Annotated in this window: 15 protein-coding genes; 7 read left to right on the top strand and 8 right to left on the bottom strand. The window is 66.9% G+C overall.

Annotated features, from left to right (window positions below; translation table 11 throughout):
• Positions 1-7 precede the first annotated feature (7 nt).
• The gene (locus WDZ97_RS12540; RefSeq protein ID WP_425762943.1) at positions 8-1,741 is read left to right on the top strand and encodes a cation:proton antiporter; all 1,734 of its coding nucleotides are present in this window, start codon (positions 8-10) and stop codon (positions 1,739-1,741) included.
• Between the two features lie 18 nt (positions 1,742-1,759).
• Here WDZ97_RS12540 and WDZ97_RS12535 read toward each other — a convergent pair whose 3' ends face one another.
• Positions 1,760-2,263: a hypothetical protein gene (locus tag WDZ97_RS12535; RefSeq protein WP_425762942.1), complete on the bottom strand. Its 504-nt coding sequence runs from the start codon at positions 2,261-2,263 to the stop codon at positions 1,760-1,762.
• A gap of 125 nt (positions 2,264-2,388) precedes the next feature.
• Between WDZ97_RS12535 and WDZ97_RS12530 the strand changes: the two genes are divergently transcribed.
• Positions 2,389-3,204 (top strand): alpha/beta fold hydrolase, encoded by an 816-nt coding sequence (locus WDZ97_RS12530; protein WP_425762941.1) that lies wholly within the window; start codon positions 2,389-2,391, stop codon positions 3,202-3,204.
• Between the two features lie 46 nt (positions 3,205-3,250).
• On the opposite strand, the gene WDZ97_RS12525 is transcribed toward WDZ97_RS12530, so the two are convergent.
• From WDZ97_RS12525 to WDZ97_RS12515, 3 genes are all read right to left on the bottom strand, one after another.
• The gene (locus WDZ97_RS12525) at positions 3,251-4,858 is read right to left on the bottom strand and encodes a methyl-accepting chemotaxis protein (RefSeq protein ID WP_020163336.1); all 1,608 of its coding nucleotides are present in this window, start codon (positions 4,856-4,858) and stop codon (positions 3,251-3,253) included.
• 113 nt (positions 4,859-4,971) lie between these two features.
• Positions 4,972-6,636: a TRAP transporter large permease gene (locus WDZ97_RS12520; protein ID WP_425762940.1), complete on the bottom strand. Its 1,665-nt coding sequence runs from the start codon at positions 6,634-6,636 to the stop codon at positions 4,972-4,974.
• A gap of 160 nt (positions 6,637-6,796) precedes the next feature.
• A complete protein-coding gene (locus WDZ97_RS12515; protein WP_425762939.1) occupies positions 6,797-7,312 on the bottom strand; it encodes a TRAP transporter small permease subunit in 516 nt (171 codons plus the stop codon).
• Positions 7,313-7,588: 276 nt separating this feature from the next.
• On the opposite strand from WDZ97_RS12515, the gene WDZ97_RS12510 reads away from it, so the two are divergent.
• Positions 7,589-8,233 (top strand): histidine phosphatase family protein, encoded by a 645-nt coding sequence (locus tag WDZ97_RS12510; RefSeq protein WP_296808723.1) that lies wholly within the window; start codon positions 7,589-7,591, stop codon positions 8,231-8,233.
• Between the two features lie 326 nt (positions 8,234-8,559).
• On the opposite strand, the gene WDZ97_RS12505 is transcribed toward WDZ97_RS12510, so the two are convergent.
• From WDZ97_RS12505 to WDZ97_RS12490, 4 genes are all read right to left on the bottom strand, one after another.
• Positions 8,560-9,123: an antibiotic biosynthesis monooxygenase gene (locus WDZ97_RS12505; protein ID WP_020163340.1), complete on the bottom strand. Its 564-nt coding sequence runs from the start codon at positions 9,121-9,123 to the stop codon at positions 8,560-8,562.
• Positions 9,124-9,523: 400 nt separating this feature from the next.
• Complete coding sequence (locus WDZ97_RS12500) at positions 9,524-10,099, bottom strand: YceI family protein (protein ID WP_425762938.1); 576 nt, start codon at positions 10,097-10,099, stop codon at positions 9,524-9,526.
• 56 nt (positions 10,100-10,155) lie between these two features.
• The gene (locus WDZ97_RS12495) at positions 10,156-10,743 is read right to left on the bottom strand and encodes a cytochrome b (protein WP_425762937.1); all 588 of its coding nucleotides are present in this window, start codon (positions 10,741-10,743) and stop codon (positions 10,156-10,158) included.
• Entirely contained in the window at positions 10,740-11,564 is an 825-nt protein-coding gene (locus WDZ97_RS12490; RefSeq protein ID WP_425762936.1) for a DODA-type extradiol aromatic ring-opening family dioxygenase, read from the bottom strand. The genes WDZ97_RS12495 and WDZ97_RS12490 overlap by 4 nt, the downstream gene beginning before the upstream one ends.
• Positions 11,565-11,659: 95 nt before the next feature.
• On the opposite strand from WDZ97_RS12490, the gene WDZ97_RS12485 reads away from it, so the two are divergent.
• From WDZ97_RS12485 to WDZ97_RS12470, 4 genes are all read left to right on the top strand, one after another.
• A complete protein-coding gene (locus tag WDZ97_RS12485; RefSeq protein WP_304005558.1) occupies positions 11,660-12,547 on the top strand; it encodes a LysR family transcriptional regulator in 888 nt (295 codons plus the stop codon).
• 219 nt (positions 12,548-12,766) lie between these two features.
• Positions 12,767-13,297, top strand: coding sequence for a hypothetical protein (locus tag WDZ97_RS12480; RefSeq protein WP_425762935.1), 531 nt, complete (start codon positions 12,767-12,769; stop codon positions 13,295-13,297).
• 83 nt (positions 13,298-13,380) lie between these two features.
• Entirely contained in the window at positions 13,381-14,007 is a 627-nt protein-coding gene (locus WDZ97_RS12475; protein WP_425762934.1) for a hypothetical protein, read from the top strand.
• A gap of 57 nt (positions 14,008-14,064) precedes the next feature.
• Positions 14,065-14,466: a GFA family protein gene (locus tag WDZ97_RS12470; RefSeq protein ID WP_304006689.1), complete on the top strand. Its 402-nt coding sequence runs from the start codon at positions 14,065-14,067 to the stop codon at positions 14,464-14,466.
• Positions 14,467-15,038: the final 572 nt, after the last annotated feature.

Raw genomic sequence — 15,038 nt, 5'->3', positions numbered from 1 at the left:
TGAAACAATGGACGCCCACGCCGGCCTGCCTCATCTGCAGCCCATCCTGCTCTTCCTCGCCATCGCCGGTCTGGTGATGCCGCTGCTCGCCCGCGCGCGGGTGAGCCAGGTGGTGGCCTTTCTGGTGATCGGCGCGCTGGTCGGCCCGAACGGCCTGGGTCGCGTTGCCGCCGATCAGGGCTGGCTGCGCTGGTTCACCATCGCCGACGGCGAGGGTGTGCGCGTACTCGCGGAACTGGGTGTGGTGTTCATGCTGTTCGTCATCGGCCTCGAACTGCCGGCGCGCCAGCTATGGTCGCTGCGCCGCTGGGTGCTCGGTGTCGGCAGCGCGCAATGGCTGGGCTGCGGTGCGCTGATCGGCGCGGTCGCGCTGGCCTTCGGTCACAGCGAAGAAACGGCGGTGGTGCTCGGCCTCGGCCTGGCCATGTCGTCGACGGCGGTGGTCATGCAGTTGCTGGCCGAATCCGGCCAGACCCGCTCCACCGTCGGCCGCATGAGTTTCGCCGTGCTGCTGCTGCAGGACATCGCCGTCGTGCCGCTGCTCATCTTGCTCGGCCTGATGGCCGGCCAGAGTGGAGAGGGCGGCGGCGGGCATTTCCTGATGCTGATGCTGACCGCGCTGCTGAAGGCGGCGGCGGCCGTGGCGCTCATCCTGTTGTTCGGACGCCTCGTGCTGACCCCGCTGTTCCGCCGCGTGTCGGTCACCACCCAGGCCGACAGCTTCATGGCGTTGACGCTGTTCGCCACGCTTGGCGTGGCGGCGCTGACCGGCGCCGCCGGTCTGTCGATGGCGCTCGGCGCCTTCCTCGCCGGCCTGATGCTGGCCGAAACCGAATACCGGCACGCCGCGCTGCTCGCCATCGAGCCGTTCAAGGGTCTGTTGATGGGCCTGTTCTTCGTGTCGGTCGGCATGAGCCTTGATCTGCTGCAGGTGGCCGGCGACGCCGGTTGGCTGGTGGCCTCGGTGCTCGGCCTGTACGCGATCAAGAGCGCGACGATGTACGGCCTGTTCCGGCGCAGCGGCCTGAGCCGCGGCGAGGCGGCCGAGGCGGCGCTGCTTCTCGGCCAGGCCGGCGAATTCGGCTTCATCGTCATTGGCGTGGCCATTGCCGGCGGTGTGCTGGCCGGCGCGGTTGGCAACTTCATGCTGCTGGTGGTGACGCTGAGCATGTTCCTGACGCCGCTGGCGGCGCGGGCCGGCCGCGTGCTGCGGCAGACGCTCGACGCGCGCGAGGCCGACGCACCCGTGTCATTGGCTGGCGACGAAGCCGATGATGGCGTGGTCATCATCGCCGGCTTCGGTCGCGTCGGCCAGCTGGTGGCGCGCCTGCTCGACCGCGCCGACGTGCGCTGGGTGGCGATCGAGCGCCATGTGGCGGCGGCGACCGAACATCACGCGCAGGGGCGACCGGTCATCGTCGGCGACGCAGGCCGCCCGTCCCTGCTGCATCACCTCGGCGCCGGCCGCGCGCGCGCCATCGTCGTCACGATGGACGACACGGCAGCGGCCCGTCATGTCGTGCGCAGTCTGCGGGCTGAGTTTCCGGCGCTGCCGCTGATCGCGCGCGCGCGCGATGCTGCACATGCGCGCGAACTGATGGCAGCGGGGGCCAGCGAAGTGATTCCCGAAGCGCTCGAAGCGGCGCTGCAGATGGGGGTGCATGTGCTCGACCGCGTCGGCGTCGATGCCGACACGGGCGCACGGCTGATCGATGCGGAGCGGGCAGCCGGCAGCGCCTGAGCGCCACCGGTCGCCGGTTCAGGGCTTGACGCCGGGCGGCAGCGCAGGCCGGCTCTCGGTGGCCGACGGCAGCGGGTGGTCGTGGCCTTCGATTGCCGGGTGCTCGTAACCGGCGTGCACCTTGTGGGTGGCCGTGGTGGCGCCCGGCGGCAAGGCCGGCTTGTTCTCGACCGCGGTCGGCACATGCTGGTCATGGCCCTCGACGGCCGGATGCTCCTGGCCGGCATGCACCTTGTGCGTTGCCGTGGTGGCGCCCGGCGGCAAGGCCGGCTTGTTTTCGACCGCGGTCGGCACGTGCTGGTCATGGCCCTCGACGGCCGGATGCTCGTAGCCGGCATGCACCTTCTTCGTCTTCGTGCTGACGCCCGGAGGCAGCGCAGGCTTGGCGGCGACATTGGCCGGCTTCTTGCCCTTGACGGCCTCGGCCGGGTGGTCGGCGCCGGCGTGCTTGCCCGACGCGTCGGCCCATACCGGGCCGCTCATACAGAGGGAAAGCGCGATGACTGCCCATTCTCTTTTCATGATGTCTTCCTTCCGATTGGTGGGTTGTTTATAACCAGTCTGCGCTGGATTCTGCGCCGCAACATTGACATGACTCAAACGGCAGCAGGGAGCATTCTGCCGGCCGGGGTTATGCTTCCGATCCAATGAACATACCGTCTTCCCGGCTGCTTTTCCTGCACGCAAACGGCTATCCGGCGGGCGTTTATCGCGCCTTCCTCGATCTGCTGGCAACGCGGTGGACGGTCCATGCGATCGACACCATAGGCACCGAAGCGCAGCACCGGCCCGGTCATGGCTGGCGGCGCATGCGGGCGCAGGTGATGGACTGCATCGACGCGCTGCCCGACGGACCGCTGGTGCTGGTCGGCCACTCTATGGGCGGTTATCTCGCGGCAATGGCGGCTGCGCGGCTGCCGCAGCGGGTGTCACAGGTCGTGCTGATCGATTCGCCGATGGTGCTCGGCTGGCGGGCAACGCTGGTGTCGGCCGCAAAGGCCACCGGACTGACCTGGAAGCTCGGCCCGGCGCCCGTGGCGGCGCGCAGGCGCAACCACTGGGCGTCGCGCGAGGAAGCGCGCGCCCATCTGGGCAGCAAGGATTTCGTGCAGCGCTGGGCGCCCGGTGTGCTCGACGATTTCGTCCACGCCGGCCTGCACGAGCACCCCGGTGGTGGGGTCACGCTGGCCATCCCACGCGAAACCGAGCGCGACGTGTACGCGACCATCGCCCACCGCGATGCGCTGCTCGCCGTGCGCCGGCTGCGCGCCCGCGGTACGCCAGTCGGTTTCATCACCGGCAGTCATTCGGAAGAAACCCGCCTCGCCGGTCGCGAACAGAACCGCCGTTTCTGGGGTGCGAACTGGGTGGAACTGCCGACCGGCCATCTGGTGCCGATGGAGGCGCCGGTGGCGTGTGCGCGGGCAGTGCTGGAAATGATCGAGCGGGGCGGAGGCCGGTGAGCGCAAGGCGATCACCGGCCCTTCCTGCAAGAGACGCTGACCGCGATCAGACGCGGAAGCGGGCGATGGTCGAATCGAGTTCGGTGGCCAGCGCCCCGAGCTGATGCACGGTCTGTTCGGCGGCCAGCACCGAGTGGTCGGATTCCTCGACCATGTGGGCGATGCGTTCGACGTTGCTGGCGATGCTGTTGCTGGCCTGCGTCTGTTCCGCGGTCGCGTGGGCGACGCTGCGGATCTGGTGCAGTGCCTCGGTCGCGCCGTCGTTGATGCTGCGCAGCGCTGCCGCGGCCTCGCCGGCCAGCGCCACGCCCTTCTGTATCTGCGGGCGCACTGCTTCCATGCTGTGCACGACGGCGTCGGTGTCGGTCTGGATCGCCGCGATGGTCTGCGCGATTTCGCCGGTCGCCTGCGTCGTGCGCTCGGCCAGCTTGCGCACCTCGTCGGCGACGACCGCGAAGCCGCGGCCCTGTTCGCCGGCGCGCGCCGCTTCGATCGCCGCGTTCAGCGCCAGCAGATTGGTCTGTTCTGCAATTTCCTTGATGGTCTTGGCGATGCCGCTGATCTGGCGCGAACGCTCGGCCAGTTCGCCGATGCGCTCCGACGCGTCGGTGACCTGCCGTGACACGTCCTCGATGGCGCCGGCGGCGGACTGCACACGCTGTTCGCCGACGATGGCCAGTTCGGCCGAACGGCTGGAGTGGTTCTCCGAGTCGCGCGCACTGTCGGCGATCTGGCTCACGCTGACCGTCATCTCCTCGATTGCTGCGGCGGTCGAGGAGGTCGCGGACGACGACTGGCCGGAGGCCTCGCGGATCTGCTGCATGCGTTCGGCAATGTCGGAGGCCGCCGCGGTCAGCGACTTCGACCCCTGCTGGATGCCGCCTATCATGGTCTTCAGGCTGTCGCGCATGATGGACAGCGAATGCATCAGGCTGCCGTTGCGTGCCGATGGCATCGCCACGTCGAGTCGCCCGGCGGCGATTTCGGTGGCGGCCCGCATCGCGACCTCCGGCTCGCCGCCGATCTGCGCAAAGATGCGGCGCGACGCGGTGATGGTCAGCGCCACGGTGGCCGCGATCACGGCCAGCGCGATGACCAGCAGCGTCAGCGCGTAGGACTTGAAGGCCTGTTCGATGTCATCGACGAAGAAGCCGGTCCCCAGGGTCCAGCCCCAGGGCGCGAAATGGGTGACGCCGTTCATCTTCGGCAGCGCCTCGCTGGCCCCCGGCTTCTTCGCCGGTACGGTGACGAAGGCGGGGTCGGCCTTGGCCAGCGCTTCGCGGTAGACGTCGGTGTTGGTGCGGCCGTCCGGGGCAACGCCACCATTGTCCTTCTGGCCGAGCTTTTCCTTGCGCACGTGGGCCAGCAGCACATCGTCGGCGCTGCGCGCGAACATGTAGTGATCGTCGCTCTGCAGGCCCAGCAGCGCCTCGCGTGCATGTGCCTGCGCCTGTTCGCGCGTCAGCGTGCCGGCTTTCTCCTGCTCGTGATAGCGCTGAAGAATGCCGGTAGACAGCTTGAGCAGCGTGACGATGCGCGCCTCGCGTTCGGCCATCATGGTCGAGCGGATTTCGCTCAGCGCGATGCCGCCTATCAGCACCAGACCGACGGCGGAGCACGACACGATCAGTGCCAGGCGAGTGGAAATCTTCACGGGGTCATCCCTTCGGTTCGCTATGGACGAAGGGTTCACGGCCGGGCGCCGCATTACTTGACGACGCGGCGACCGCGCGGGACGGATTCCCGACGGACGGTACTGCGCTGCGCTCAGTCCCCCTCGCTCTGGCCGGACAGGCGTTCCGCCCGCTCGATCGCCGCTTCGAGCGCCGCCTCGGGGTGGCCCGCCGGCAGACGCGGCGTGCCGCCGGTACGCTCGTAGCCGTCGTCGACGAGGCTGCCGCTGCCCACCGCCCGCGCCGGCCCGCCGAGGTTGGCGGTCACCAGCTGAGGCACCGCCAGCACCAGCGCCACCATGACGATCTGGATGCCGACGAAGGGTACGGCGCCCCAGTAGATGTCGCGCGTGGGCAGCGTCTTCGGCGCTACCGAGCGCAGGTAGAACAGCGCGAAGCCGAAGGGCGGGTGCATGAAGGAGGTCTGCATGTTCACCGCCAGCAGCACGCCGAACCACACCAGGTCTATGCCCAGCTTCTCGGCTACCGGCGCCAGCAGCGGCACGATGATGAAGGCCAGTTCGAAGAAGTCGAGGAAGAAGGCGAGCACGAACACCAGCAGCATGACCGCGATCAGGAAGCCGGTCTGGCCGCCGGGCAGCGACAGCAGAAGGTGTTCGACCCACAGGTGACCGTCGATGCCGTAGAAGGTGAGCGAGAACAGGCGCGCGCCGATCAGTATGAACAGCACGAAGCAGGTCAGCCGCACCGTGCGGTCGAGCGCCTGGTTCAGCAGTTCGCCGCTGAGCCGGCGGCGCGCCAGCGCCATCAGCAGCGCGCCGGCCGCGCCCATCGCGCCGCCTTCGGTCGGCGTCGCCAGGCCGAGGTAGATGGTGCCGAGCACGAGGAAGATCAGCGCCAGCGGCGGCATCAGCACGAAGGCGACGCGGCGCGCCAGATCGGGCAGCAGGTTCAGGCGCAGCAGGCGGTCCGCCAGCGCCAGCAGCCAGGCCACCGCGCCACCGGCGGTGACCGACAGCAGTGCACGCGCGTCGGTGGCGTGCGCCTGCAGCGCCGGCAGCTGACTGGCGCCGACGCCAGCCGCCAGCGCGACCGCGAACAGCGCCCACACGCCGCGCCGCTCGGCTGCGTCGTGGTCGTCGGCCTCGGGCAGCGCGGGTGCGCTCTTCGGTTTCAGCCAGGCCATGCCCAGCACGTAGAGCAGATAGAGCCCGGTCAGCACCAGACCGGGCAGCAGTGCACCGCGGTACATGTCGCCCACCGGCCGGTTCAGCTGGTCGGCCAGCACGATGAGCACCAGCGAGGGCGGAATGATCTGCGCCAGCGTGCCCGACGCGGCGATCACGCCGCTGGCCAGCCGTGCGTCGTAGCCGGCGCGCAGCATGATGGGCAAGGAAATGAGACCCATCGAAATGACCGATGCCGCGACCACGCCGGTGGTGGCCGCCAGCATCGCGCCGACCAGCACCACCGCCACCGCCAGCCCGCCGCGCAGCGTGCCGAACAGCCGGCCCACCGTGTCGAGCAGGTCCTCGGCCATGCCGGACCGTTCGAGCAGCAGGCCCATGAACGTGAAGAAGGGAATGGCGAGCAGCGTGTCGTTGCTCATGACGCCGAACACGCGGTCCGGCATCGCCTGCACCAGCGAGGCGGAGAGCAGGCCCAGTTCGATGCCGATCAGCCCGAACACGATGCCGCAGGTCGCCAGCGCGAACGCGACCGGCGCCCCCGACAGCAGGAACAGGATCATCGCGAAGAACATGACCGGGGCCAGGTTGGCGGCCAGCCAGGCGGTCATGGGACGACCCTCCGGTCACTGCGTGACCACCTCCCCGGAGGAGGGACGCGCATCCTTCGGAGCGGCCGTGCGGACGCGGAGAGGTTGGCCCTCCGGTCACTGCGTGACCACCTCCCCGAGGGAGGAACGCGCATCCTTCGGGGCGGCCGTGCGGACGCGCTCATGCCTCCGCCTCCGCGTCGTCGGCGAGCGCAGCGACCCGGCGCACGATCAGCGCCAGCGCCTGCAAGGTGAGCAGCGCGAAGCCGGCGGGCACAAGAATGCGGGCCGGCCACAACGGCAGGCCGCCGGCGCTGGCCGATACTTCATTGCTGAGCCACGACGACAGGAACCAGGGCCAGGACAGCCACAGCATCAGCAGGCATACCGGCAGCACGGTCAGCGCGACCGCAGCGATGTCGGCCTTGATCCGGCCACGCGGCGACAGACGCGCGGTCAGCAGATCGATGCGCACGTGCTCATCCAGCTTCAGCACGCGCCCGGCACCGAGCAGGAAAGCGGCCGACACCAGATACCACTGCGCCTCCAGCAGCGCATTCGAGCCGGCGTCGAACTTGCGCGCCAGCGCATTGCCTACCGCGAGCAGCACCGCCGCCAGCACGGTCCACGGCAGCACGCGGCCGCAGGCCTCGTTCAGTCGGTCGGTCAGATCGGCGAGCGTCAGCAGGGCGCGCATGGCGTGGGGATGGAGGTGAAGGCGCGATGGTAACCGCTGAGGCGGCTGCGACGCACTGGGGGAGCGGTCTTCTGACCGCGACGCGGCCGATGCAGTCCGCTGGCTTCGATTCAGGCCGCAGTCGGGGTCAGAAGACCCCTCCCACAGAACCCGGATTCAGGCTCCGCTCCTTGATCGGGCTCACCGTCTCTGTGCGAGCGGCCTTGGCCGCGACGCGTCCGCTGAACGTAGCAGCTGCCGACGCCCTACAATATTGCATCGCACAAGGATCGCTCCATGACCGCCACCACCCGCATCTGCCTGGTCCGCCACGGCGAAACCACCTGGAACGTCGACCGTCGCGTGCAGGGCCAGATCGACATTCCGCTGAACGAGCGCGGCCTGCTGCAGGCGCAGGCCACCGCACAGGCGCTGCTGGCCGAGCGCATCGACACGCTCTACGGGTCCGACCTTGGCCGCGCCTGGGTGACGGCCGGGCGCATCGCGGTGCCGCGCGGCCAGCCGGTCATGCCGGAGCCGGCGCTGCGCGAACGGCATTACGGCGCCTTCCAGGGGCTGACCTACGCCGAGGCGCGCGAGCGCCACCCGGAGGACTTCCACCGTTTCGAAGCGCGGGAGCCCGCCGCGCAGTTTCCGGGCGGCAGCGGCGAAAGCCTGCTGCAGTTCGATGCCCGCATCTGGGGGCTGATTGAAACGCTGCGCGCGCGCCACGCCGGTCACACGCTGCTGCTGGTGACGCACGGCGGCGTGCTCGACATTGTCGCCCGCCGTGTGCGCGGGATGCCGCTGACCGGCAAGCGCGACTTCGACATCGCCAACTGCGCGCTGAACTGGATCGCGCACGATGCGAACGGCTGGCGCATCGAGCGCTGGGGCGACCAGACCCACCTCGACGGTGCGCTGGACGAGTTGCCGGCGTAAGCAGCGCGGCGGCGCAAGCCATCGGCTTCGATCCACGCCGCAATCGCGAGCAAGCTCGCTCCCACCGGAACCCCGCTCCGACCGTGATCCGGGACTGCTTTTGTGGGAGCGACCTCTGGTCGCGATGGGGCTTCGGCAGGCCGCTGTCGGGGTTAGAAGACCCCTCCCACAAGACCTCGGCAAAGGTTCGGGGCGCGGATCGGCGCGTCCCCTGTGGGAGCGGCCTTGGCCGCGACGCGGCCGTCAGGCGCCGCCGGCTTCTATCCAGGCCGCAATCGCGAGCAAGCTCGCTCCCACAAGGCCGGTGCGCCCTTCGAAGACGGGCGCTATCTGCCCGCCGCCGGATTCAGGAAACCGCGCATCAGCCGCGTCAGCCGCGGCATCACCACCCAGGTCATCGTGATCACGATCAGCGCGGTCAGTAGCGCGACGCGCGGCAGGAAGGGCAGCGGCGTCAGCCAGGGCGCCACCAGCCACAGGAAGAGCGACACGGTCGGAAAGATGCCCATCCAGGTCACCAGCGCCATGCGGGCGCGCGGCGGGTGGGTGGACGGCGCCACCACCTGCGGGCCGAACCACGCCTCCAGCCCGGTCACCACCCGGTACTCCGGCTCGTTCTCGCCGGCGGCGCACAGCCGTGGTTGCAGCGCCGCGCGTGCCGGGCTTTCGTCCCACGCCTTCAGATCGGCTTCGGAACGGAAATGCGCGATCACCTGGTAATCGCCGCCCGGCTGCTCGGGCGTGATCATCTGGGCGCCGAGAAAGCCGGGCGCATGACGCATGGCTTCGAACATTTCGCGGATCAGCGCTTCGTATTCGACCTCGAACCCGACCCGTGCCCGGCGGCGGGCGATGCGGGTGACATGGGCTTGCGGTGGGGCGGCGCTCATGATGATCTCCGTTGTCCGTATTGCGTTTGTTAGAGAAGCTGGGTTGCGCACGTCGACGCCCCCGGTGGGAGAGGTCTTGGCCCCGACAGTGCGCTGACGACCCGCCGCTGTCGGGGTCAAGACCCCTCCCACAGAACCATGCTCCAGGCTCGGGTCGCGGATCTGGCGCAACCCTTGTGGGAGCGGCCCTGGCCGCGACAGTGCGTATGACGACCCGCCGCTGTCGGGATCAAGACCCCTCCCACAGAACCATGCTCCAGGCTCGGGTCGCGGATCTGGCGCAATCCTTGTGGGAGCGGCCCTGGCCGCGACAGTGCGTATGACGACCCGCCGCTGTCGGGGTCAAGACCCCTCCCACAGAATCCCGGCCCGGCCGCAGGTCGGGCGCATCTCCTGCCGCTTACTCCTTGATCGCCTCGACCGCGATGTCGATGGTCACCTCGTCGCCGACGTTGGGCGCGTACTTGCCCATGTTGAAGTCGGTGCGCTTGACGGTGACCGTGGCGTTGGCGCCGATGGCGTCCTTCTTGGTCATCGGATGCGGCATCGAATGGAAGCTGGTCACCTTCAGCGTCACCGGCTTGCTCACGCCCTTCAGCGTCAGCGTGCCATCGACAGCGACCGGCTTGTCCCCGTCGAACACGACCTTGGTCGACTTGAAGGTGGCGGTCGGGTAGCGGGCGGTGTCGAGGAAATCCTCGGCCTGGATGTGCTCGTTGAACAGCGACGAACCGGTGCTGACCGACTTCGTGTCGATGGTGATGTCCACCGCGCCGGTCTTCGCCGCGCGGTCCAGCGTGATCGTGCCGGAAGTCTTGTCGAAGCGGCTCAGCTGGGTCGAGTAGCCGAAGTGGCTGTACGAGAAGCGCGGAAAGCTGTGGTTCGGGTCGAGCTTGAAGGTTTCCGGCGCGGCCAGCGCGGGGGCGGCGACAGCGGCGAGGGCGAGCGAGGCGATGAGGGTTTTCAGCGAGGTCATGGCGGTTCTCCGGTTTGGGTACATCTATATATATATGCAGCGAGGGTGAGGGCGGCTCAGCCGCCGGAAGTCATCTTCACCAGCGTGCGGTCACGCAGGACGAAGTGGTGGTACAGCGCGGCCCCGGCGTGGCCCAGCACGAGCAGCCAGATCAGCCAGGCGCCGAGCACATCCTTGTGGATGAAGTCGATCGGCTTTTCGAAGGTCTTGAAGTCGAGACCCATGTCTTCGGCCACCACGCTCTGGAACAGCGCGGTGCTCTCGAACTTCGGAATCTCGAACAGGAAGAAGAAATCCGTGTTCACGCCGGTGCCGAGGTAGCCGGTGATCGGCGCGACGATCATCACCGCGTACAGCGCCAGATGGCCCAGGTGAGCGGCGAGGTGCGCCAGCGGCGTACCCGGCTCGTCTGCGGGCGCGCGGTTCATCAGGCGCCAGATCACGCGCAGCGCCACGATGACCGCGATGCTGACGCCGACCGACAGATGGATCTGCAGCGCGGTCATGTTCTCCGGCGTCTGCTTCTCGGTGAACCACTGGCGGTAATAGACCGACACGTAGGCGGCGAGAAAGAGCGCCGCCGTCGTCCAGTGGAACCACTTGGCGATGCGGCCGTAGTTGGCGGCGGTGTTCTTCAGGCTCATTGCAGCGCTCCTTGCGCGGGGGTGAAGGCCCAGGCGTCCATCGCCAGCACGTAGTCGTCGATGCCGGCGTGGAAGCGCTCGGCGGTCGCACCTTCGCCTGCGGCGCCGAGCGCGACGAAGAAGGGCAGCAGGTGTTCTTCGCTCGGGTGGGCGCGCACGGCGTCCGGCGCGCGGCGCCGGTAATCGAGCAGCGCGTCGGTGTCGCCTGCCGCCAGCCGTTCGGCGAACCAGTCGGCGAAGGCGCGCACATAGGCCGGCGTGCGGCCGTCGCCGTGGGCGACGATCTGCCAGTCGCGCAGGTTGTGCGTCAGGTTGCCGGAGCCAAGCACGCGCAGGCCTTGCGCGGCCAGCGGCGCCAGCGCGCGGCCCAGCCGGTACGCACCTTCGGCGCCGCCGCGGCTCTGCAGCGACAGCGGAATCACCGGCACGTCGGCGTCGGGGTACATCAAGCGCAGCGGCACCCACGCGCCGTGATCGAGGCCGCGTTCGGCGTCGAGCTGCACCGGCAGGCCGGCGTCCTCGATGGCCGAGGCGACGATGCCCGCCAGTTCGCGGCAGCCGGTCGCCGGGTAGCGGATCGCGTACAGCTCGGGCGGGAAGCCGTAGAAATCGTGAATGGTGTCCAGCCGGTCGGCGGTGCCGACCGTGGGTACGGTGCTGTCCCAGTGCGCGCTGACCGCGACGATGGCGCGCGGCCGCGGCAGCAGGTCGGCCTTCGCCTTCAGCGCCGCACCGGCCGCACCCGGGCGCAGCGCGAAGGTCGGCGCGCCGTGCGGTACGAAGAGGCTGGACGGGTAGGTGTGCAGTGCGGCGGTGCTCATGGCGGACATCCGTGATTCGATGACTGCAGCTTAGTCATTCCGGCTTGTCCGAAATAGACGACAATCCGCAAATACTCGTTGCAGGAATCGCAACAATGGATCGACTCGACGCCATGCAGCTCTTCGTTCGCGTGACCGAACTGGGCAGCTTTTCCGCCGTCGCCCAGCAGATGGGTGTTGCCCGCTCGGTGGTCACCCGTCAGATCGCCGCGCTCGAAGCCCACCTCGGCGCCAAGCTGCTGGCGCGCAGCACGCGCCGGCTGTCGCTCACCTCGGCCGGCACCGCCTATCTGGAGAAATGCCGCGTCATCCTGAACCTGGTCGAAGCCGCCGAAACCGGCATCGCCGAAGAGCGGCAGACACCGCGCGGCCCGATCCGCGTCGGCGCGCCGCTGAGCTACGGCCTGAAGCGCCTGTCGCCGCTGCTGCTCGATTTCGCCGAGCACTACCCGGAAGTCACGCTCGACATCGACTACAACGACCGCCGCGTGAACCTGATTGAAGAGGGCATGGACATCGCCATCCGCGTCACCGCGAAGCTCGACCCAGCCACCGTCGCGCGCCGCATCGGCACGAGCCGGCTGATCGCCGTCGCCTCACCCGACTACCTCGCCCGCCACGGTGCGCCGGCCACGCCGGAAGACCTGGCGAACCACGCCTGCCTCGGCTACACCGCAGTCGCCACCCAGCCGAGCTGGACCTTCACCACGCCCGACGGCCGCACCGTCACCGTGCCGCTGCGCAGCCCGCTCACCGCCAGCAACGGCGACGTGCTGACCGAAGCCGCCGCCCGCGGCATGGGCCTCACCTGCCAGCCCGATTTCATCCTCGACCCCTGGCTGGCCGACGGCCGACTGCTGCCTGTGCTCACCGACTGCGCGACACCGGAACTGGGCGTGTATGCCGTGCTGCCCGGCAACCGGCATGTGCCGCACCGGGTCAGGGTGCTGATGGACTGGCTGGCCGAAAGGCTGATGGCATAGTTGCACACAGCCTGTTCGGGTACATTCCGGATGACCCTAGATGAGAAATAGAAGGGGTGAGGTTTTTCATCGCTGTTTAATACTGGATGAATACACAGCATGGCGCGCCAAAAGCGTGAGCCTGAAACCGTTTCGGAACGATCACCCCTGCCCGTTTATCCGGCAGCGTCCATAGTTATGGCGCAAAAATGCGCCAGAAAACAAAGTTAGGCGTCGCAGATGAGTCTTGTCATCACTCTCGCCCGCACCGCTCCTGCGTCCTGGCTCAGAGTTCAAACCGTTCGCGCCGGTCACGTCCCGGCGAGGCTGCCAACCCCTGATGCATATGCGATGGTTGAGCAGGCTGGAGAGCCTCTCTTGAAGATTGAGGTCTACAGAGCCCAAGACGAAGGTACTGCTTTTGAGGCGGCTGTTCTATGGAAAGAATTCGCGGCAGTAGGGTTCGGAGAGCGTCTCTATCTAGTCAGTCTCAGCTCTCATCAAGTGGTTGAGTTCCCACTCGATAGCTATTTCGGTTGCCTGTATGCAAATGGCGATCAACTCCTAGTCGCCTCAGCGCAGAGAGTCATGGCCATTGATGTCACCGGAGAAATCCTTTGGCAGAGCGAAGAGCTAGGTGTCGATGGCGTCGTTTTTCATGAGGTCAATCAGAACGAGATCCGCGGCGCGGGCGAATGGGATCCACCGGGTGGTTGGAAAGAATTTCGTCTTTCCGCAAGTACCGGTCATGTGCTGCAACCCGACGCCTAACCCTTCCATCGAGAGGACGCTGCCCGGCAAGCCGGTCAGCGCCTCTCATGTCAAACGTTAGCCGTCAGCAGCACCGCCGCGCGATGACAACCCGCCGTCTAAAACGTCTCTGGGACCCACAGCTCTCTGATCATGAGGTGCATTTCATTGGGATGATCTTCATTCAGTGGGCCTCGTTGGAGCACGAGATCTTCGTGCAAACGGTGCGCACCTTCGATTCGGAGGCCAAAGAAGTTCCGGAGCTACCGAAGGAACTGAATAACATCCAGTTCACGGCTGTCCTGGAGCTCTGGAAGGAGCGGGTGGCAGACGCGGCGCCAAAGGGGCGAGCGAAAGTTCTTCGGCGCCAGTACGAGAAGATCCTCACGTTGAAGCAAGCTCGAGACGCGCTCGCTCACGGAATGTGGCACTGGTCACCGGAGGATCTTGGTCGAATCGGTACGGTTCGTGTCAAGAAGCGGCAGATAATCACGTCCCACTTCTCCGCAAAGTCCTTGGGCGACATGGCGTCCGACTTAGGTGAAATCAACTTCAAGATCCGCTTCCCAGGCGGCCTCATCGACCTCGTACGCGCGCGTATGCAGGAAGGCGGTTATATGAGCCGGCGAGCAGTGGCAATGTTTAGTGGCGCGCCAGTTGACGACGATGGGTATCCCACGGCTCATCCCACGCGGACTCGAGCAAGACGCGCACGGAGGGCTGATGGCTAACAGGTCGGTCGACTCGGACACGTTAGGCGCCAGGAAACTCGGGGTTGAGGAGTCGCAATGATCAAGAGTGTTGGAGGAACGAAGATCAAAGCGAAGCACCGCGCGTCCTGTCATTGCGGCACCGTGGTACTGGAGCTCGATCTCCCAGATGGCATCGTTAATCCGCTGCGATGCAATTGCTCAATATGCCGACGAAAAGGCGCAATCATGGCTACCGTCCCAAAGAGCGGCCTGAAGGTCCTGCAGGGTGAAGCTTCACTGAACAGCTATCAGTTCAATACAAACGTAGCTCGCCACTACTTCTGTTCAAACTGCGGCATCTACACCCACCATCAGCGCCGCTCGAACCCGAATGAGTACGGGTACAACGTGGGGTGCCTCGAAGGCGTGAATCCATTTGATCTTGAGCCCGTTCGCCTCAGCGATGGCGCAAACCATCCACTAGATCGCAAGGCATGAGGTCACTACTCAGACGTTAGGCGCCCCCAATCCGTCCTATGTTTGACTTCCTGGACATAATCTCACTGCCAAGGACCCTATTGCTGGGCGTGTTACGTGCGCTTTGGTGGCTTGGTTGGGAGTTCTGTGTGCAAACGGTCGGTTGGTCGGTGGGCTGGTTCGCTTGCCGTGCTGTCACATTTGGCCGTTTTCCGTCCGAGCAGCGGAACCAACTAGAAGACGCAGGTTTGTTCGTTGCCTTCGTCGTAGAAGTGCTTGGTCTGGCACTTTTAGCTCTGGGCATTTATCTCCTGTCTCAAAGCTGGCCGCACCTATGAGTTATTCAAGCTTTTCGCGTCGTAGCTTGCGTCTGCCGAGGGCGTCCGGTGGCGCAGGTGCGCCTAACCATCCCGTCAGCCGGACCGCCGAACACCCGCCTTTAGGCTGCGTCAATCCGCCTCGCGGGGCGTAAGGTTACTTTCGTCGATAACCAGCGCGAGCCCTTCACTTCTGAGCCGGACACGGTAGCGCCGCCCATATGCACATCACAACTCAGGGAACGAAACGTACGTGCCAGAGATGCGGAACAGAGC

The sequence above is a fragment of the Methyloversatilis sp. MC4-4 genome (genome assembly GCF_049843555.1).
GTDB classification, from domain to species: Bacteria; Pseudomonadota; Gammaproteobacteria; order Burkholderiales; family Rhodocyclaceae; genus Methyloversatilis; species Methyloversatilis discipulorum_B.
This window is presented reverse-complemented; position numbering and strand designations above follow the sequence as displayed.